This is a genomic window from Clostridiisalibacter paucivorans DSM 22131, from assembly GCF_000620125.1.
Lineage (GTDB): Bacteria > Bacillota > Clostridia > Tissierellales > Clostridiisalibacteraceae > Clostridiisalibacter > Clostridiisalibacter paucivorans.
The window spans coordinates 58,717-77,723 of the sequence record NZ_JHVL01000006.1 but is presented as its reverse complement, the minus strand read 5'-3'; the positions used below and the strand labels follow the sequence as shown (position 1 = coordinate 77,723).

Genomic DNA, 19,007 nt, shown 5'->3' with positions numbered 1-19,007 from the left:
GAAGTAAATATTATTTAACGATTGAGTCTTTCTGCTTCTTGGGACATATAATAAAATTTAACATCAGTAAACACATTATACATATCACAAATAATAGAATAGTCAATACTGCAAAGCAAAAATTCTTTTGTATTAAAGCTATCATCGTATTGATGCCTCCAAATAGATAAATATACAGTCTCGCCACTACTTAAACTTACTTCTTTTTCACATTTTTTTAAACCAGTAATTAAATCATGCTCTATATCTATTTCCCAATAATTCTCAAATATCAATAAGGGACTATTAAAACATCTATACCATAATTCTTTAAGTTTCTGTATTCTAGTAGTCTCTTTATAGTAACTAAATTTTTTACAAACCTCTTTTTCTATAAAATTAAAAAATGATTCGTAATCAAAAATAAAATTCTTAATCATAGTTGTATTAAAATTAATATCATTTTGATTTATAGGTTTATAATATTTAGCTTTACCATACAAATCTTTGCTTACTTTTCCACCATTATGTACTAATGCATTTCTATAGAGAGAAATCTCATAACACTTTTCGATAATTTGCTTAATATTAGAATCAATATCTTTAACTTTTATCCCACAAATAATTTCAATTAAATAATTCAATTGTGATACAACGCCTTCTCGAAAAATCGAGTAAAGCTCTTTTTCTAGAATTACTTTATATCCTCTATCTGCAATTTCACAAATTTGTTTTTTAGATATTGTAATTGACTTTAAATTCAATTTTTCTGGAAATGAAGTCAATACAATATTCATCAATTCTCTTATAGACTCCTCAAATAATGAATTAGCCATTATAAATAATCCTTTATTCACAAGAATATCATCACATAATTTTTTATCTATATCTGAAATATCATTCTTGAATTTTTGAATTGTTTCTACAAGATCATCAGCATAAATTTTCCCCCTATAACTACGCATACTTTTACCTCCCAATCTTTTGATTATCAATTCAACTATTTCAGCTAAAATACTCTTTTATTTCAACTCATTAGAGGGCTGGGGGATCCCTCCCCATCTTAAAACACTTTGTTAAACAAAGTGGAAGCTTGCCCTCTTAAATCCTAAAGGATCTATTGAGGTATTCTTGGATATTGAATAAAAAATTATTTTAATACTTTAACTGCAAGATACTTAAATGTTCCGTTTCTCTTTTCATCAAAATAACTATACTCATACCATTTCATCTTATATTCACTTAATAAATCTAAAGCTTCCTCACGATTTTTCATCGTTCCTGTACTTGTACGTTCTGCCCATTTTAAAACGCCACTTATCTTTTTATCATTTCCTATATCAAAAGCTGCACAACACGTATTCTTTCTAATACTACCATTCCAATAACTTGGATCATTAGTAAGCATTACTGCATATCCTTCAACAAATTTATTTTCATCTGACAGTAGTGTCTCCAGTCTAACAATATCTTTAATAAAATCATACTTTCCTAAATCTTGTGCACCATGATTCCTCAATGTAAATTCCTCATCACCTATAATCAACGATTTCTTCAAAGTTTTATATTTTAGCTCAATAGGTATAAATTTACCTTCAAGCATCACTAAAATATCAATATGGTAAATTTTATCATGAATATTATATGCATATTCCAATCTAACATCTACTTCTGTATATAATTTTTTAATTTCCCATGCTAATGCAAATTGAAAATCAGCTTCTGAATGAAATACTTTTCTCTTTTCTTTTATACTATCTATAGCTCTTATAATATTAAAATCTTGTATCTCCATAACTTCTCAATCTCCCATACTTATGCTTTATATAAAGCTTTTATAAAAAACCTTCTTCAACCTTAACACAAATTATACCATATTTTCTTCCTCAATAGCTGTCACTTCCCTTGTTTTTTCAATAATTCCAGCCTTTTTAGTAAAATCTACTAACTCATCATTAAAATCTTTCCCATTAGGAATATGCCTTGCAACTTTATATTCCTCACCAAACTTTTCTCTAATCTTTTGTGAAAAAAAGTTGCCTTCATCATCAGAGTCAAGGCATAATATAAGGCTTGTTATATTAGGATTTTTCTCTAAATATTTTTCAATTGGAATATAGGATGTTCCTCCCATGGAAAGCATGTGGTGATGGAATTTTGCTATGCCATAAAACTTTAAAAGTGTTAAATAACTCATAAGATCAATTGCACTTTCAAATATACAAAGGGTATCACTTCTGCCTTCTTGGCAAAATGGATACCCTTTATCTGAATTCTCTATGTCTCTACGAAATTTCTTCCTGGTATTAGTCCCCCTCACACTTGCAAATTTAGGATTGTTTTCTTCCTCATACCCAACAAATACACAATTATGATGGGTGTCTTCATAGATTTTTTTACTCTTTACAAATTGATTGACTATATCAGCATCTAATTTTCTAGTCTTGATTAAATAGGCAAATATATGCTTGTAGGTATCATTCTTTTTAGGAAGCTCTAATTCTCCTTTTATTTCAATATCCCTAAGTGGTGGTGGAATATATGGAAGTTCATCCTGAGATATTCCTAATAGCTGCTTAATTGCTTCTACCCATGTCTTTCCTTCCATTTCCATAACGAACTGTATAGCTCCACCCCCTATTCCCCTTGAAAAACAATTCCACTTATGTCCGTTCCCATCTATACAAAGCCCACCATAGCCAGGAATTTTATAAGACCTTGGAGATATTTTTTTAACTTCGTATCCTATACTTTGTGCATAAGAAATGATGTTTATATCATTTGCCTGATTAATTTGTTCATCACTAAATTTGCGTAATTTTCTAGCCATGATACTCACCTTCCTTTAATAATCATCTTCCTCACCAAAATCTATGGTTTCAATATCACCATCCAATGTTTCTAATATTCTTTTTAAAACACCTATCTTCTCTCTCTCTTCTGATGAAAAATTTAACTCTTTATAGTTTAGTAAAAAACTTTTCGTTCCAAATTCATTAACATATTCTCTCATCGGGGTCTCGCCAACATTTCCTACAAAACCACTTATTCCAATATTTTTTTATTGTTTCAACTATACATATTGTACTACCAATAATTAAAACAATATCAATATAAATTTAATATATAATCACTGCATAATCTCCCATATTACTGGAATAGTTATTACAATAAATAATGAAATAAATATTCCGATTACAAACCCAATTATAATATACATAAATATACCATTCCTTAAAATATTATTGTTTAAAATCTAGGAAAAAGCCCATGTAAAAGGGTTTTTCCTAGACTTTATTTAACATTTAAGTATTTTTTTATAGAATACAGCGGGTTTTGAAATTTTCTATAAAGTGTCTAAATTATATAATTAATTTACTACTCTCGCCAATTCTTTTATGACTAATTGAATTTAATAGGACAAGTAGGTATAAAAAAAATAAAACCCCATTAAAACAGCTCTGAGGGGGTGTTCATGTACATAAAACTTTAAAGAGTCAACTGTATATAACGAGTTGACTCTTTAGTTATAAAAAGGAGGAAGCATAATTCAAACTACTAATCTAAAAATTTCTTCCCAGAGTCAGAGAAGCTGCCTAGATAGTCACCATCTCCATAAAAATATGTTACTCTTTCATAGTACTGGTATTCATCATCTGTACCATAGCGAATTTTAACTTTTACTTTTAACTCATCCGCTCCCATACTAACAAGTGCTGATGCTATAGTTAAGCATTTTGTTGCACTTACCCAAGGGGACAACACTGCTAATATAACTAAAATTCCTGCAGCAGTTTTACCTTTTATTGTTGTTACTTCTTCATTTGTAGACCACTTTCCCCAATCAATTGAAGACTTAGCTGAAATAGAATCAAAAGCAGCATCAAAACTCATAGTATTACCATTAGTAATAGCTATTTCTTGTGTTTGATGATTTGCTGTTGCACTCTCTACTATTTTTCCCTCCATCGTTTTTAGAACAGCTGTAACAATTTCATTATTTATTGTTCTTTCAAAATTATATTTTTCTCCGTCAATAATAATAGATATTGATTCTTTAAATACATTACTATTTTCCGCAAAAACAGCGAGTGGCATAGAACTAACTAGCAAACAAGAAATTAATAATAAGCTAAGTAATTTTTTTTTCATTTATTCATCTCCCTTTCATTTATAACTTGCTTCCTCCTTATTTACAATATATAATAAAAATAACATTATGGAAAATAATAGTTAATATTCTATTTTATTTAAATTAGTTAGGAGGTGTCGTTTTGAATAAATTTATCAAACCATACATAATAGCTACATTAATCAGCATCATAATCTTTATATATAGTTCTCTTGAAGTTGCTGTTTATGTGTTTATAGTACTTTCTAGTATTCCTATTATATTAAAAGAATTTAACGATAATTTAACTAAAAAAACACTTGGTTTGTTTATCTTTGTATTGATTAATAGTGGAGTTATCATCATTTTTCATGGTATAAATAAAGAGTTATACAGCTACCTTTTAGCATGTTTAGCTTTAATTCTTAATCATTTTATCTGGAGAAATAAACGTTAAAATTATTTTATTTCTAAATTTATCACTTTTCATAAGAATTACCTCCTAGTTATTAAAACTTGTACTTGCATTTACTATATTATCATACAAATAATAAAAAATTTGTTATAAAATGTAGAAAGATATAAAATAAATAAAAAATAGTAATTTTTACTATTCTATACGAAAATCACTAAAAATTAAATGTTTAGAAATAAGTAATCAATATCTTAAATTTAATGGCGTTAAAGTTATTATATCAGGAATATTTCTGTTTCTAAGGTATCTTAAAATATTTCTAGGGGGATATTCCATATTCTTTTGCTAGATTTTTATCTGAATTTAACTTTTCGCCCATTGGGCGAGAAGTTTCATCAGCAGCTAAATTCCTAACTTTTGATAGCTGTTCAATTTTATTTAAAAGATCTGTCCTAACCCCTTGGCTCTTCATTGCATTATATCTTGTAGCTATTACAGTTGCTCTTTCCGAATGTGTTAAATCAGTAAAGGAACGTTGCATAAGATTGGTTTCTGTGACAATTAAGGTAGCTTCTTCTTCTGTTAGATTTTCTTTTATAATTGCAGGAACTTCTGAAAGCCCTACTATTTTTGCCGAATTAACTCTATTATGGCCACTTAAAATTTGGTATTGATTATCTTTTTTCCTGACTACAATAGGGACGATGATACCGTAGTTTTTTATGCTATCCACCATATCATCAAGTCTAGCACCTTCATATAATTTAAAGGGATGATTTTCAAAGGGTATAAGGTCATTGATATTTAGCGTAGTTGTTCCATCTTTATCTTTATTTTTGCTTTCTATAATGTCTTCTGATTCGTCACCAAATATGGAAGCAAAGGTTTCTGTTTTTTTCTTTTTATTTTCTGCCATTGTTAATCAGCTCCTTTGCAAAGTTTTCATAGGCTATGGATGCTTTATGATCTGGCATATAATCCACTATACTCATACTTTGTAAGTTTGCTTCTCCAACCTTTACTGATTTAGGTATTCTTGTCTTGAATATTTTAATATTCTCACCATAGGATTCTTCAATCATTTCAAGAATACTCTTTGAAAGGTTTGTCCTTTCTTCAAACATAGTCAGTAATATCCCTTCAAATGTTACTTGAGGGTTTATTCTCTTCTTCAGCTTCACAATGGTTTTTAAAACCAGCTCTAACCCCTTAGCAGATAAATATTCAGGTGTTGCAGGAATTAAGACACTATTACAAGTTGCCAGTACATTTAATGTTATTAATCCAAGGGATGGCATACAATCAAGAAGTATGTAGTCATAGTCTTCTTTAAGCTCATCGATAATTGTTTTAAGAACATATTCCCTACTCATGGTACTGACAAGGTTAATCTCCACAGCTGATAGTTCAATGCTACTGGGAATAATATCTACTCCTTCCTTTTCTATGATGTAATCCTCTTTTGCTGGTAAATCATTTTCAGTAATAACATCCATCATTAAATGGTAAAGTGTTTTATCCAATTTCTCTGGTTTTTCAATTCCAAAACAATCTGTCATGCTTGCCTGATTATCATAGTCCACTGCTAAAACTTTATATCCCTTCTTTGCTAAAATGGTTGCTAAGTTCCTACAAGTTGTAGATTTTCCAACCCCTCCTTTTTGTGATGCTATAGCTATAATTTTACTCATGATTTTTTTCTCTCCTTTCTAATATTCACTATATAATTTTATTATGCATTTTAAAGTTAATAATGACAACGTTTCATCAAATTTAAAAATTAAGTTTTCTAATTCAAATTGATTTAATTAACTCTATAGTGTATTATATTTTTAGGCAGGTGATAAAAATGAAGCTTATGATGGGTGAAAAAATCCGTATTTTATTAAAGAGAAAAAATGTTACTATTGCTGAACTAAGCCGTAGAATAGGAACTTCTAATCAGAATTTAGCTAATAAATTTAAAAGGGATAACTTTTCTACAAGAGAATTAGAGGAAATCGCTGAAGCTTTGGGATGTGAGTTTGAAGGGTATTTTGTTGATAAGGATGGAGAAAAGATATGAAAAATAAATCTAATAAGAACGTATCAAATTTTATATGTCAAAATAACTCTATTAATTATTCTGCTCAATTCGGGTGGCAAAATATTTATGGAAAATCAACTATTAACTTTGGTTATATAGATTCTTATAAATCAGCTGCTGATGAATTAGTAGAGCTTATGGCACCAGATTTATATTTATTTCCTATTGTATTTAATTATCGACAATATTTAGAATTAGCACTGAAGAACATATGCTATCAAAATTTAAGTAAAGATGACTATCAAGACTTTATAAGAAAATCATCACATAATTTATTGAAAATTTGGACACAATCTAAGAAATTTCTTAGTCGAAATTTAAAAAATAAAGATTTAGATTTTATTAGTGAGGTAATTCTATTTTTAAATAACTTGGATAAAAACTCCTTTAACTTCAGATATCCTGAGGATAAGAAAATGAATCCTTCAATACCAAATAATTTAGTTATTAATCTAAAAAATTTGAAAACTACAATAGATGAACTAGATGATCTTATTTATTTTACGTATGGTTCATAACCTTACAACATCTATATCTTTAAAAAATAACAAACATAAAAAATGACAGCACACAATAATTGGTTCTGTCATTTTTTATATCTATTATTCTATTTTTAGCTATTTTTCCTAAAAAAAATAGAAATAACAAAACTGTGAAATGCTAGCAAAACCAATACTTGAGACGACATAATTGTGCAACTGTCTCCAAACGTGTTTTGGTAGTAAAGTGATACTGAATCGCAAAAATAATAGTCATCGCCTCCTAAGCCCCCTTAAGATATAGGGGGGTTTTTATATAGAGGCTTAAAATAAGTTTGATTAAAGTTACTATTTCCTTTTAATAACCGGTATCCATATTTCACTTTTAAATTTTGGTGAAGTTACATCTTTATTCTCATTCCATAAAATTTCTGGACCTTCTACTATTTCATAATTTGAAGAAGGAAACCATTCAGAATAAATACGTCCCCAAATATTTTGAAGTGTCTCTGGAAACGGACCTACTACTTCGAATACAGCCCATGTTGAAGGTTCAACTCTAAGTTCAACCAGATCACTTGGGCATTTATTATTTGTTGCCACACCTATATAATGATCAAGTTCTCCCTTTTCTTCCATTCTACCTTCCGAAAAGTTTGTAGATGCACTAATTAATCCTATAGGTTCTACATTAGATAATTCCTTAAGTTTACTGATTATTTCCCTATCTAAACTTTTCCACATTTTAGAAATCTCTGGATTTACTCCATTGAAAACAATAGGCACTCTTTTCTTAATACCAACTATACTAAATGTTTCTTTTTCTACAATTCGATAATTCAATTCACTTCCTCCTTTTATTGATAATTGGAAGGTCATTGGTGGATATGCTTTTAGTAACTTTCCATTGTTCTTAGCTTCTGACGGTGTTACCCCATGCAAGTTATGAAAAGCTCTTGTGAAAGAGTCTGCTGAGCTATATCCATATTTCACAGCAACATCAATAACTCTTATCTCACTATTATTAAGCTCAAACGCCGCAAGAGTAAGGCGTCTATGCCTAATATATTCTGACAAAGTAACACCAGCAAGGAAAGAAAACATCCTTTGAAAATGATATTCTGAGCACAAAGCTAATCTTGCAACTTCTTTTAAGTCAATTTCATTGTCGAGATTTTCTTCAATATAACTAAGCGCCTCATTCATTCTTTTAAGTGAATCCATTTCTATGACCTCCTCTTATCAATAGAATAGCAGAAACTGAAACTATCCATCCGACATTTCTTGCCCAATTATGTAGGGTTGGTCTATTTTAATAAATATAATTAATAAAACCCTAAAATATTCATTATGCTAAGAGTCCTTATACAATTCAAGCTTTTTATTTATTAATGTCAATTTCATCAATAAGTTCTTGAATCATATCTAATCCTTTTTTTGTATTATCTTTATCCGAAGAAATCAATGTAATAATATCATCTATCTTTTTTTTATAATCCTTCGGTTTGATATTAAAGCTATCTATCATCCGAACAGCCTTTTTCTCGTTTATACAGTACTCTTCATTTTTAGCAAAAAGAACTTGATTTAAGCATGAAATGCTTCGAAAACAATGACCAGCAACATATGAAACATCATCTTTATCAACATTATCCTTGGCAAACATTAGAGAGAAAGATGCTTCAAACATAAAATATCTAATTATAGAATCTTTCAAAGCTTTTGGATATGGTTTAGTTTTATCTTTAAGTTCATATATTTGCTTACGATGATCAAATAAGATTTTACAAGTAGCTATCTCTCCCATATACATTACATTTAAATAAGCATGTGGATGACCTGCATGATAATGAGTAGATATCTTTCCTAATAAACAATCTTCAATCACCTGTGCTACTCTTTTTATATCTCGAAATATTAGATCTACATGACAACCTTGAACTACAAGCCATCCACCTCCATTAATCCAATCACCCCATTCACCTAAAGGTGTAACTAAATTCGCTCTATGCTCATCATCAATTCTAGTAGCAATCTTACTAACTTCAGTTACATCAAATGCTTCTGATATTGACATCATAATATATACCGATGTCAATATCAGAAGCTTCGTGATGAGTTCCTCTTGATCTCGAACCTCCTAGTACAATTCCTTCAATGCCTTTAACATCTTTTAACAGATAGACAATTTTATTAAATATCTTTTCTATTTCCATAACTTATACCCTTCTCTGTAACAGTAACTTTTATATTTTTATTTCAACTATAAGTAATTTGATTTATATAATAATCAAATATTATCATTTAATGATCTATTTAACTTTTTCTATAATTGCCTTATTCGCATTAAGTTCTTTTGCTATCTTCATAAATTTTTCATTTAACTGCTCCTTTTTCTCTTCATCTAAAGGTTCAGCAAGTTTTCCACTTATAAATGATAATTCACATTCCAAACGTCTAATATTATTGCTTATTTGATTATAATCCCTTCCTATCTTATCTTGTACAAATTCTTCTTGTTTTTTGGATAGATAATAACAATAATCTCCGTCATAGAACTTTATTTTTTTATTTTCAATTTCAATTATTCTATTAGCAATCTTTTTGATGAAGTATCTATCGTGGGAAACAAAGATTATGCTCCCTTGAAAGTCTTCTAATGCTTCTTCTATCTTTTCTTTAGAGATAATATCCATATAATTTGTTGGCTCATCAAGTATAAGCAAATTAGCTCCTGATAATATCAACTTAGCAAAAGCAACTCTACATTTTTCTCCCATACTCAGGTCATTAATTGTTTTCTGTATATCATCTCCCTTAAAAAATAATACTGCTAAAAGCATTCTTGCCTCGTCAGGTCTTGAACCAATTAGCAAAATCTCATCAATAATATTGTTTTTACTATTTAAATTACCGAGTTCCTGAGAAAAATATCCTATTCTTACTGAGGGATTTATCACAACTTTTCCCTCATATTCACCATCTAGGTCTTTAATGATTTTTAGCAATGTAGTTTTTCCAACACCATTGTCACCTATTAATGCTATTTTATCTTCTCTCATAACATTAAAAGATATTTTTTCAAATATCGTCCTTTTCCCATATTTTTTATAAAGATTCTCTACCCTAACCAAAATAGGAGGTAGTTTTGCTTCTAATATATTTTTATTTATAACTTCAAATGCAGGTGATACAATTTTTTTAGGCTTATCGATTTTATTAGTTTCTAATTTTTCAAGTTCTCTTTCCTTAGCTTTTATGACACTAGCATGTTTTTTTGATTTTGCTCTATAAAAATCATTTTGTCCTGCTGAACTATGGGCACTAGTAAACCAGTTTTTTCTCTCACTTATAACTTTCCCTAAGCTTTGTATTTTAGATTGTTGCTTCTCATACTCCTTCATGATACTTTTAATTTCATTTTCCTTCTGAATTTTATACTCACTGTAATTACCTTTGTATACTTTTAAACTTTCCGATGTTAACTCCCAGATTTTATTTGTAACTTTATCTAGAAAGAAACGATCATGTGATATAACTAATATAGTTTTATTTAATTGGATAAGATATTCTTCAAGCCATTGACAACTTACTAAATCTAGATGATTAGTAGGCTCATCTAATATCAATAAATCAAAATTACTTATCATTATCTTACAAAGCATAAGTTTAGTTTTTTCTCCACCACTTAAATATTTTGCTTTTTGATACCATAATTCTTTTGCTAAACCAATTGTATTTAATGCTTTCTGTATAATAAACTCTGGTTTCCTAGTATTACTATCATTTGAAAGAGAGAACTTAAATAACTCATCATAAGCTGAAATGTTCGCATCAAATTTAGGTTCTTGATCTATATAAAGAATTTTTAATGAAGAAGAAATTTCAACTTTTCCTTTCTCACTAGTTTCTCTACCGGATATTATCTTAGCAAGTGTTGTTTTACCAATACCATTAGTGCCAATAAGACCAATCCTATCTTCACTATCGATTCTTCCACTTATATTTTCAAATATTTTCTTCCCATCATAACTTTTATATAAATTTTCAAAATAGAAATTCATAATATCATCCCCTTAGTTATTTTAATTGTATATGCCTAAGAGTTGATAGAAAAACAAAAAACTGCAATTAAAACACACAGGTGCTTTATTGCAGTTACCTTAATCTATGTCACTAAATATATAAATTTATAATTAATTTAGATTGCCTGTTTATGTTTTTAACTATCATCTCTTAAAAAAGTGCACACTACTCCCTTATACACGAGTTCAAGATTTTTTATTCAATTACTTATTAGTTAAAAACATTATATTCATCTTTACCTCCATATTATAAACTTTAGATTTTTTAATACAACTAAATATTATCATAAATTTATTTCAAATTCAATGTGAAGATAAAATTGTCGCTTACTCAATCTCTTTTAAATATTAAATTATTTATGCTTATGTATTTAAAAAACAATATAAAGATTAATACAATAAGTTATAAACTCTGCTGAAACACTAGTAAAATCAAGGGTTGCGACGAGATAGTCGTACAACTGTCTCCACATGCCTTGAGAGTACAATAAAGATGTCGTGGAGAAATAGTAGTCCCTTGGTGGAAAGATATATTTCAAAATTTATATATTTTTATAATTATTGATTCTATTGTTTACCTACACCATTTTAATACCTGATATTTAAGAGTACATAATATCCTTTTTCCATTGAATTCATAAAAAACAAAACCCTCGAATAATAATTAATTCGAAAGCTTTGTTTTTTATAATTTACATAACTTATTATTTATATTTTCCTAAAACTTTTCTATGAAAATAAAAGATTTTAGTATTAATTACTATCTACCCTCCCAGTGTTTCTTAGCATTATCAAATATTTCATCTAAAGATAGATCATCAAATATTTCACCTTCTAACTTCAAATAATCTTCTTTACTTATTCCTTCAGAATGGCGTATAAATCTTAAAAACCCAGAGTACCCCAGTTCCTTTATTAATGCCCTAGAACCCTTTTCTATTATTTCTTTATCTGTGAATTTGCTTTTCTCATTCAATAACATCAATATCTATCTCCTTCCTAAGAAAATCTATAGGATTATATAGTTTAATATCTTTAATCATATACTTCAAGTTATCTCTATTTCTTTCTATTGTTTTTATAAATTTATCGTCACAGGTTATAAAATATTTACATCCTCCATGTACAGCTGAAGCAAGATGTAATGCATCTTTATCTTTTGTATTTGATTTCATAACTATTTTTTTAGCCATTTTTTTAATCTTATTATTGGGCTTTATTACTTCATTGCACAGGGTAGAAATAGATATAATATTGAGTTTCCTTTCTATAAATGGGTTTCTACTATTTTCATATTCCAAAATAAAGGACCAAATTAATTCATATTTTTTCTTTTCAACTAGTTCAAATAAAATATCTATTGCCATAGACTCAAATCTTATTCTCATCTGTGTTTGATCATCAAACACCCTATTGTATATGTTCATATCAAAATATATTTTCATCTATATTCCCCCTACCTATATGCCTCTTATACTTATTATATCATATTCGGAGAAAATCTCTCCTATTTAGTATAGCCTATCCAGAATAAAAGAATCTTCGTATACTATAATTTACTTAGTTCATCCATCATTGCAGGTCTGTTCCTATATCTTAATCTCCAATCACTTACAATTTCAGATACCTTTTCTTTACCTTCTGGATATTTCTTCATTCGTCTTAAAATAGATACTATCTCTCTATAGTGTGCCCTGCCAGAAGTATTCGTTGCCATAGCTTTTACTGTATTTTCATATTTATCAAGAAGTTCTTTTGGATAAATATCTTTTAAAACTTTTTCATACTCTATTAGCATATACAAGCCATTAGAATTTATAATTATATTAATTAATCTATCATATAATTCCTCAAGTTCATATAGTTTATCAATTCCTCTATAAGGGGATAATTTACTAAAAACTATTTCCCTCTTTTCCATCCATTCTTTATCTGTATAAAATGATTTTAATTCTTTATATAATTCCACATCTCCTGCTTTATAGTTTAATACTAATGACCATAGTTCTTCTTCATAAAGTTTCTGTTCTCCAATTTGTTTATATAAGTCCTTTAGCTTCAAGCTATAATTGGTTACAATTCCTGGCCAATCTTTTTCCTTATCTTTACCTTCCCTAAGTAATTTAATTGCCATATCATAGTCTTTTCTATTTATGCAAATATCAATATAATGTTTTCTCACTTCATTAATTTCCAAATTTTCCTTCCAGTAATCTTCAATTATATTTTGGCTTACCTCCATTTCCTCCATAATATTTATACGTCGTAGTATCATTTCACCAAGTCCATAACTATTAAACAATGAATTTTCCTGTTTTTTATATTCTCTTATCTTATTGTCCAGAAAATTAATTTTCTCTTCCATAAATTCATCTTCTTTAAAGTCATCAAATATAATTTTTTCTATATAATCCTCCATGTAATCTATAACTGAACCATTCAAATGCCCAGTGAACCAATTGTATATCTTTCTTTTAAGCTCAATACTACTCTTATCTAATATTTCTTGCCATATCTCTAAACACCTGTTGGCCACACGTCCAGTTCCCCCATCTGAATCATCCATATCTTGGTTTCCTACTTTAATAAATATATAATTAGTAAGTTCAAAGGCCTCTTCCAGTTGATTATTATCTACCATTGCTTGTATATCATTATCTAGAATCTCTTCAAGTTCTGATATGAAACCCCAGGCATTTTTATAATCAACAAAATCATGATGTCCTGCATATCTCCTAAAAATACTATTTACTTGATTTTTATAACGCTTCATATCTGCCGGTGAAATATCACATTGCAATCTACTTTTAAACCTATTTAATAATTTTTCATCATTTTTCAGAATATCGTTCAAAAAATCTTCAACTAGAACAGAGTCTGCTTCTTTTACTAATTTAGTGATGCTTGTTTCTATATCTTCTATTTTTAAGGCTCTCTCTTTATCCTCCAAATAAAATAATACTGCAGCCATATGCTTGCAATTATTTCCACCATCTGCATATGGACAGTTGCAACTTAATTCTATTATTTCATCATTCTTTTTCACAATCTCAACTTTATATTCTTCAGTTCCATATGCAGTAGCCTCTATTATATTGTCTTTAACATATACATTTTCAACAAGATTACGAATAAAATAATCTAATCCTCTTCCTAATATGTGATCTTGAAATAAATGTTTCCACATTATCTCAGCTCCTCTATACTAAAATATATTCCCTTTTCATTAGTACTGCTATATTCTATAATAATATAACTATCTCAGAAATGCTATCCTTTTAAAAACCCTTTACAATTAATTCAAATAATAACCATAGATTCTTTCCAGCCATATGGTGGAAATTGTTTCTCGATATATACTTGTATTGAATCATTTGAGTTTTTATATAAGACACCGTAAGGAGTTACTTTAGCACTTTTATTATTTTTTATTACACCCATTGCATAGGATTGTCCATCTAATTCCTCTAATTCTTTAGTTGCCACTGCCATTTTTTCAGTTAAGTATAGATCCTTGCCTAGCTTATTAAAGTCACTGAAATTATTTATTAGACTATAGCAATGTAAATTAAAACTTAGGTTTATTAAATCTGCCATTGTCTTTGTTTCTTCTGCAAAGGACACTGCATAGAATTTTTCTATCTCCCTGGGGCTAAGACCATCAAATCTTTTCATTAGATAATTTAGCTCATCTATATTTACATTTTTATCTATTAGCATATTTGAAAATCTTTTATCTATGCTGCTTTCTATATAGCAATTTGGCTCTGTAGCCATTTCTACTCCTAATTCATTACAAACTTCTTCCAGCTTATCTTCTTCCATTGGAAGCCATATGGTTTTTCTTTTATCAGTATCCCTTGATTTTTTAATAGTTATGTTCAAATTTTTCCCTCCATTCTATTTATTAATTAAAAATAACTCTGTCCCATATCTATTGATTAAGGCAGAGTTAATTATTGCTTTAAATATATAGTCATCTATTAAATCCTTATCTGCTAACTCATTGATTCTTATATATTCCTTCCCAGTTGATAGAGTCTTTGCAGTTTGGTATAGGGCATAGCCATCAGTATCTATTTCCCTAAGACATATTTCTTTTAAATCAAATCCATTTAATTTTATTAAATGTTTTGAAACCTTCCATAGACCTTCATTAGCAGTAAGTAAAAATAGAATGGCAATAAATCTCGATTGTATATGATTGGTATCTAGATCCTGGTCTTGCAGAAAATTATAGAACCTTTCCTTATGATGATAATTTAGAAATACTTCTCCCTTAAAATTCCTACTAATCCCCTTTAATCTTTCTCTTAAGGAATTATTGTTTATCCTTCCAAAACAATCCATTACAAAGTCTTTATATCTTTTCTTATCCACATTAACTTTGGAATTTGAATTATTGTATCCACATTTCCTGCAACTATCATCAACATTAATCACACTAAGCTTCCAATTTTCATCACCTCCTTGGCAGTTAAAATAATTATTGATGACTATAGCACTTCTTCTTGGCTGGAAATTTGGAACCATAACCATAAGTTGCTCTATTCCTTCCAAGGATGTTCCATACATAAATAATTTTGACATTATTCTCAATCCTTTCTTTCTGTTTTTAGGCATAATAAAACGAAGCCTATCGATCATTAATTGACCAAAGACTTCGCATCTCTTATTTTCTACATTAAGTTTTGGAGTTATATAAAATAAATAAACTAAAATTTTTATGTTGAACATGGTTCTTTATCTATAAAGATAATATAATATCTAATCTGTTGATATGGTTTCCATTATATATATTTTTCTACTGCTTTGCTCTGATGTATTCAATAGCTTCCTTCCCAGTTATATGTTCAATATCAATTGCAATAACATGAGACTGTGTACATCCACTTATTTCTTTTTGTTTTGCTTTTTTGGGCTGATCTCCTGAATATTTTTCAACCAAAGCTTCAAAACCCTTGACCCATTCATCGCCCTCAACAACTCTTGCTTTTCCAAATGCAATGACACTACGAAAATAGGTCGTGTACTCTCCACTTACGATTGTATCTTCATCAATTACTGAAAAAGACACCTTCGGATTTTTTATAATAGCATCTACTTTATGACCAACTTTTGCTGAATGAAAGTAAATCTTGTTGTCAAAGTAAACATAACTAAGCGGAACTGCATAAGGATAATCATTATCACCCATACATGCTAATACACCGTTGGTACATCTCTCCATTACGGCTACAATATCATCTATAGATAATAACTGTTTATTCCTTCTCATTTTTCTAAACATAGTTCCTCCTCCTTTTTATAATATAGTCCCTTCCTAAAACAAGGCGAATCTAATCCTTTTAGATTTCTGGTAAATATAATTTAGTATTATAATAAAAGCTAATATATAGATATAAAAATCTTAAATAAAATTCTTTTTCAAAATTATCTTATTAAAACTTCTTTATTGTTAATATCTAAAATTGAAATTTCGCATATCCCACCCAAATTATCTTGTACTGCCTCCGACAATTCCTTTAAAGCACTCTCAAACTCTGCTAATCTACTTTCATCAACCAATTCAATGCACAGAAAAGCATTTCTTGTATTTTCAGTAAGCATTGTCCTCACTGCTTCTCTCCAATTCCAGCATCTACAAATTGCACCTTCATCATCCTTATATATTACTTCCCCTTCATAGGGTGGTGAATTTTCCTCTGCTCCTAATGTAACAAAACTTTCATTTCCAACTGCCTTAGTTAATCTTATATTTCCAACAAATGTATCAATATCTTCCCCACCACAAGGCAATCCATATTTTAATGAAATAGAGTTGTAAATATCAACTAGGGGATTAATAGTCCCTAAATGGTTCCCCTTATGCACTCGCTTTAACAGTGCTTCAATTGATGATCGTGCTCCTTTCTTTGTCTTAAATTTTTGAAAGGCCTCTCTCCATACCTTTATAACCTCATTACTGCTGAATATTTCATTATTTAAATATTTTAAGGCCTGTTTTTCTGAGATAAGTATCATTTCCTTATATTTATCCTCATCTATTATAAAGTTATTTATGTTATGGCAAACAACAACACCAATTCTTGCATTAGGAAATAAACCCCAAAAGTCCTCTTCAACAACAAATTTAGTCATTTAAATATACCTCCTTAAAGTAAATAGTAACTCCATTAAATTATATGAGTATCTTAGTCATTATAAAGTCTACCTGTTCTTCATTGCCCATATAAAAAGAGTGGGATCCAGTTTGGACAAAGCCCATTTTTTCATAAAAAGCAATAGCATTTTCATTTTTTTCCCACACACCTAACCAGATTTTCTTTTTGTTAAATTCCATCGCAATTTCTATAGCTTTATTTAATAAATACATGCCTAAACCGTGTTTTTGAAATTTTCTTTTTATATAGATTCTTTCAATTTCAAGAGATTCATCAGACATTTCTTCAGATTGAGCATCATTTATATTGATTTTTAAATATCCAGCGACTTCATTATTTAAATATACGAAAAAGAATTGTGAAGAAATATTGGATAATTCTTTTTCTAATTGTTTCAAGTTAAATGCCCTTTCTAGATAAGCTTTTATATTTTCTGGAGAATTCTGCTTCTTAAATGTCTCATTAAATGTTTCATAACTAATTTCTAGAAGTTTAGGCAAATCTTCAACATTACACTTTTTTATATTTATAGTCATTTAATTAAATCACCCCTTTGTATAATCAATAATTTCTTTTGTTTCCTTTTTTCACAAAATCCCAATCTTTTTCTATGTTTTTTCTTACTCTTTGAAGAAGGTTAGAGATTATTTCCATTTCCTCTTCTGAAAATCCTTCTAATGCTACAGTATTGGAATAGTCATGTTCTCTTTTAATAAAATGATAAGTATTTTCACCCTTCTCTGTTGGAAAAAGTTTATTGATTTTTTTATTAGTCTTATCTGCCTTCTTTTCAATAAATCCATTAACCTCCAATTTCTTTAAGGCACGGGATACTGTTGTTCTATCTACTTTTATCATATCAGATAATTTTTCTTGAATTATTCCTGGATTTTCATATATTCTCACAAGGTACAAATACTGCCCTTTTGTAAGGTCATATTCTTTAAATTCTATATTACTTATAGAATCTAATGCCCTTGCTATCATTCCTATCTCACGAAGAATTTCTGTCATAATAAACCCCTTTAAAATATATTTTGTTGCAAATACAATAAAAATTTATAAATAAATTTTACCACAACCTTGTTGCACTTGCAACAAAATTTAAGCTGTTAGAAGAAATAGAATAAATATTATATATTCTAAAAATTATAGAAAATATAAGGTAGTATTATAGCACTTATGGAGTGTTTTTCATAAATTATATAACTAGATTATGAAAATGTTTGAAGAAAAAATTATCAAAATAACATAGTTACATCTTACATAGAGTCTCTTGTTATATTTTACAGACTTAGATTATAATTCAATAAGGTAAGCCAACATATTCATCTATTAAAAATTACATATTAATGTATATATTTTTTTAAACTTAACTTCATTCTTAGGTCACTTTACTTTTAGTTAGCCTCATTGTGAATAGACATTGGTGCTATACATCACAATTAAATAATATACATTCTTTATAAATTGGGTTATTAAATTACCCTTTACAACCCTATTTGTCGCTTTTATCTTATCAATTCTCTAATTCCTCAATGTCATCTGTCAAATGGCCTATTTTAAAGGGTCAAAAAACGGTGTTTTTCCACCGATTTTTGACCCAATTTTCACCCTCAACCCACTATATGTTGTGGTCAATCTCTATCATTTCTCTTCTGAACCACAATACGTCATCAGAATTATAC

23 protein-coding genes are annotated in these 19,007 nt (G+C 28.8%); 3 read left to right on the top strand and 20 right to left on the bottom strand.

Annotation, left to right across the window (positions count from 1 at the left end; all coding sequences use genetic code 11):
* Positions 1-14: 14 nt before the first annotated feature.
* The 5 genes from Q326_RS0104225 to Q326_RS0104205 all read right to left on the bottom strand — a co-directional run bounded on the left by Q326_RS0104225 (position 15) and on the right by Q326_RS0104205 (position 4,131).
* Positions 15-944 (bottom strand): hypothetical protein, encoded by a 930-nt coding sequence (locus tag Q326_RS0104225; RefSeq protein WP_026894240.1) that lies wholly within the window; start codon positions 942-944, stop codon positions 15-17.
* Positions 945-1,129: 185 nt separating this feature from the next.
* Complete coding sequence (locus Q326_RS0104220) at positions 1,130-1,774, bottom strand: hypothetical protein (protein WP_034601044.1); 645 nt, start codon at positions 1,772-1,774, stop codon at positions 1,130-1,132.
* Between the two features lie 72 nt (positions 1,775-1,846).
* Positions 1,847-2,809, bottom strand: coding sequence for a DUF3991 and toprim domain-containing protein (locus Q326_RS16615; RefSeq protein WP_051531119.1), 963 nt, complete (start codon positions 2,807-2,809; stop codon positions 1,847-1,849).
* A gap of 15 nt (positions 2,810-2,824) precedes the next feature.
* A complete protein-coding gene (locus Q326_RS18450) occupies positions 2,825-2,992 on the bottom strand; it encodes a hypothetical protein (RefSeq protein WP_156936240.1) in 168 nt (55 codons plus the stop codon).
* A gap of 545 nt (positions 2,993-3,537) precedes the next feature.
* Positions 3,538-4,131, bottom strand: coding sequence for a hypothetical protein (locus tag Q326_RS0104205; protein ID WP_026894238.1), 594 nt, complete (start codon positions 4,129-4,131; stop codon positions 3,538-3,540).
* Between the two features lie 122 nt (positions 4,132-4,253).
* Between Q326_RS0104205 and Q326_RS0104200 the strand changes: the two genes are divergently transcribed.
* Positions 4,254-4,547 carry a hypothetical protein gene (locus Q326_RS0104200; protein WP_026894237.1) on the top strand — a complete coding sequence of 98 codons (294 nt, stop codon included), beginning with the start codon at positions 4,254-4,256 and terminating at the stop codon, positions 4,545-4,547.
* Positions 4,548-4,824: 277 nt separating this feature from the next.
* Here the strand turns inward: Q326_RS0104200 and Q326_RS16610 are convergent, their stop codons facing one another.
* Together Q326_RS16610 and Q326_RS0104190 are read right to left on the bottom strand one after the other, a co-directional pair.
* A complete protein-coding gene (locus tag Q326_RS16610) occupies positions 4,825-5,421 on the bottom strand; it encodes a ParB N-terminal domain-containing protein (RefSeq protein ID WP_051531118.1) in 597 nt (198 codons plus the stop codon).
* The gene (locus Q326_RS0104190) at positions 5,408-6,196 is read right to left on the bottom strand and encodes a ParA family protein (RefSeq protein ID WP_026894236.1); all 789 of its coding nucleotides are present in this window, start codon (positions 6,194-6,196) and stop codon (positions 5,408-5,410) included. Before Q326_RS0104190 ends, Q326_RS16610 begins: the two co-directional genes overlap by 14 nt.
* A gap of 158 nt (positions 6,197-6,354) precedes the next feature.
* Here Q326_RS0104190 and Q326_RS0104185 point away from each other — a divergent pair, with 158 nt between their 5' ends.
* Together Q326_RS0104185 and Q326_RS0104180 are read left to right on the top strand one after the other, a co-directional pair.
* Complete coding sequence (locus Q326_RS0104185) at positions 6,355-6,570, top strand: helix-turn-helix domain-containing protein (protein ID WP_026894235.1); 216 nt, start codon at positions 6,355-6,357, stop codon at positions 6,568-6,570.
* Entirely contained in the window at positions 6,567-7,109 is a 543-nt protein-coding gene (locus Q326_RS0104180; protein WP_026894234.1) for a hypothetical protein, read from the top strand. The genes Q326_RS0104185 and Q326_RS0104180 overlap by 4 nt, the downstream gene beginning before the upstream one ends.
* A 309-nt stretch (positions 7,110-7,418) precedes the next feature.
* Here Q326_RS0104180 and Q326_RS0104175 read toward each other — a convergent pair whose 3' ends face one another.
* The 13 genes from Q326_RS0104175 to Q326_RS0104120 all read right to left on the bottom strand — a co-directional run bounded on the left by Q326_RS0104175 (position 7,419) and on the right by Q326_RS0104120 (position 18,333).
* Positions 7,419-8,294, bottom strand: a complete 876-nt coding sequence (locus tag Q326_RS0104175) for an AraC family transcriptional regulator (RefSeq protein WP_026894233.1) — start codon at positions 8,292-8,294, stop codon at positions 7,419-7,421.
* A 157-nt stretch (positions 8,295-8,451) separates the two neighbouring features.
* A complete protein-coding gene (locus tag Q326_RS16605) occupies positions 8,452-9,147 on the bottom strand; it encodes a hypothetical protein (protein ID WP_431188262.1) in 696 nt (231 codons plus the stop codon).
* Positions 9,125-9,286, bottom strand: a complete 162-nt coding sequence (locus tag Q326_RS19175; RefSeq protein ID WP_431188261.1) for a nucleotidyltransferase domain-containing protein — start codon at positions 9,284-9,286, stop codon at positions 9,125-9,127. The genes Q326_RS16605 and Q326_RS19175 overlap by 23 nt, the downstream gene beginning before the upstream one ends.
* A 96-nt stretch (positions 9,287-9,382) precedes the next feature.
* Complete coding sequence (gene abc-f, locus Q326_RS0104165) at positions 9,383-11,134, bottom strand: ribosomal protection-like ABC-F family protein (protein ID WP_026894232.1); 1,752 nt, start codon at positions 11,132-11,134, stop codon at positions 9,383-9,385.
* Positions 11,135-11,915: 781 nt separating this feature from the next.
* Positions 11,916-12,137 carry a hypothetical protein gene (locus Q326_RS0104160; protein ID WP_026894231.1) on the bottom strand — a complete coding sequence of 74 codons (222 nt, stop codon included), beginning with the start codon at positions 12,135-12,137 and terminating at the stop codon, positions 11,916-11,918.
* Complete coding sequence (locus tag Q326_RS0104155; protein ID WP_026894230.1) at positions 12,124-12,600, bottom strand: PIN domain-containing protein; 477 nt, start codon at positions 12,598-12,600, stop codon at positions 12,124-12,126. The genes Q326_RS0104160 and Q326_RS0104155 overlap by 14 nt, the downstream gene beginning before the upstream one ends.
* 104 nt (positions 12,601-12,704) lie before the next feature.
* Positions 12,705-14,342, bottom strand: coding sequence for an SWIM zinc finger family protein (locus Q326_RS0104150; protein WP_026894229.1), 1,638 nt, complete (start codon positions 14,340-14,342; stop codon positions 12,705-12,707).
* 113 nt (positions 14,343-14,455) lie between these two features.
* Positions 14,456-15,040 carry an antirestriction protein ArdA gene (locus Q326_RS16600; protein WP_245592055.1) on the bottom strand — a complete coding sequence of 195 codons (585 nt, stop codon included), beginning with the start codon at positions 15,038-15,040 and terminating at the stop codon, positions 14,456-14,458.
* Positions 15,041-15,055: 15 nt separating this feature from the next.
* On the bottom strand, positions 15,056-15,745 hold the full coding sequence (locus Q326_RS0104140; RefSeq protein ID WP_026894228.1) for a hypothetical protein: 690 nt from the start codon (positions 15,743-15,745) through the stop codon (positions 15,056-15,058).
* Between the two features lie 214 nt (positions 15,746-15,959).
* Positions 15,960-16,445 (bottom strand): pyridoxamine 5'-phosphate oxidase family protein, encoded by a 486-nt coding sequence (locus tag Q326_RS0104135; protein WP_026894227.1) that lies wholly within the window; start codon positions 16,443-16,445, stop codon positions 15,960-15,962.
* A 143-nt stretch (positions 16,446-16,588) separates the two neighbouring features.
* Entirely contained in the window at positions 16,589-17,296 is a 708-nt protein-coding gene (locus tag Q326_RS0104130; protein ID WP_026894226.1) for a B3/B4 domain-containing protein, read from the bottom strand.
* A 40-nt stretch (positions 17,297-17,336) separates the two neighbouring features.
* Entirely contained in the window at positions 17,337-17,855 is a 519-nt protein-coding gene (paiA, locus tag Q326_RS0104125) for a spermidine/spermine N(1)-acetyltransferase (RefSeq protein WP_026894225.1), read from the bottom strand.
* Positions 17,856-17,880: 25 nt separating this feature from the next.
* On the bottom strand, positions 17,881-18,333 hold the full coding sequence (locus Q326_RS0104120) for a MarR family winged helix-turn-helix transcriptional regulator (RefSeq protein ID WP_026894224.1): 453 nt from the start codon (positions 18,331-18,333) through the stop codon (positions 17,881-17,883).
* Between the last annotated feature and the right edge of the window lie 674 nt (positions 18,334-19,007).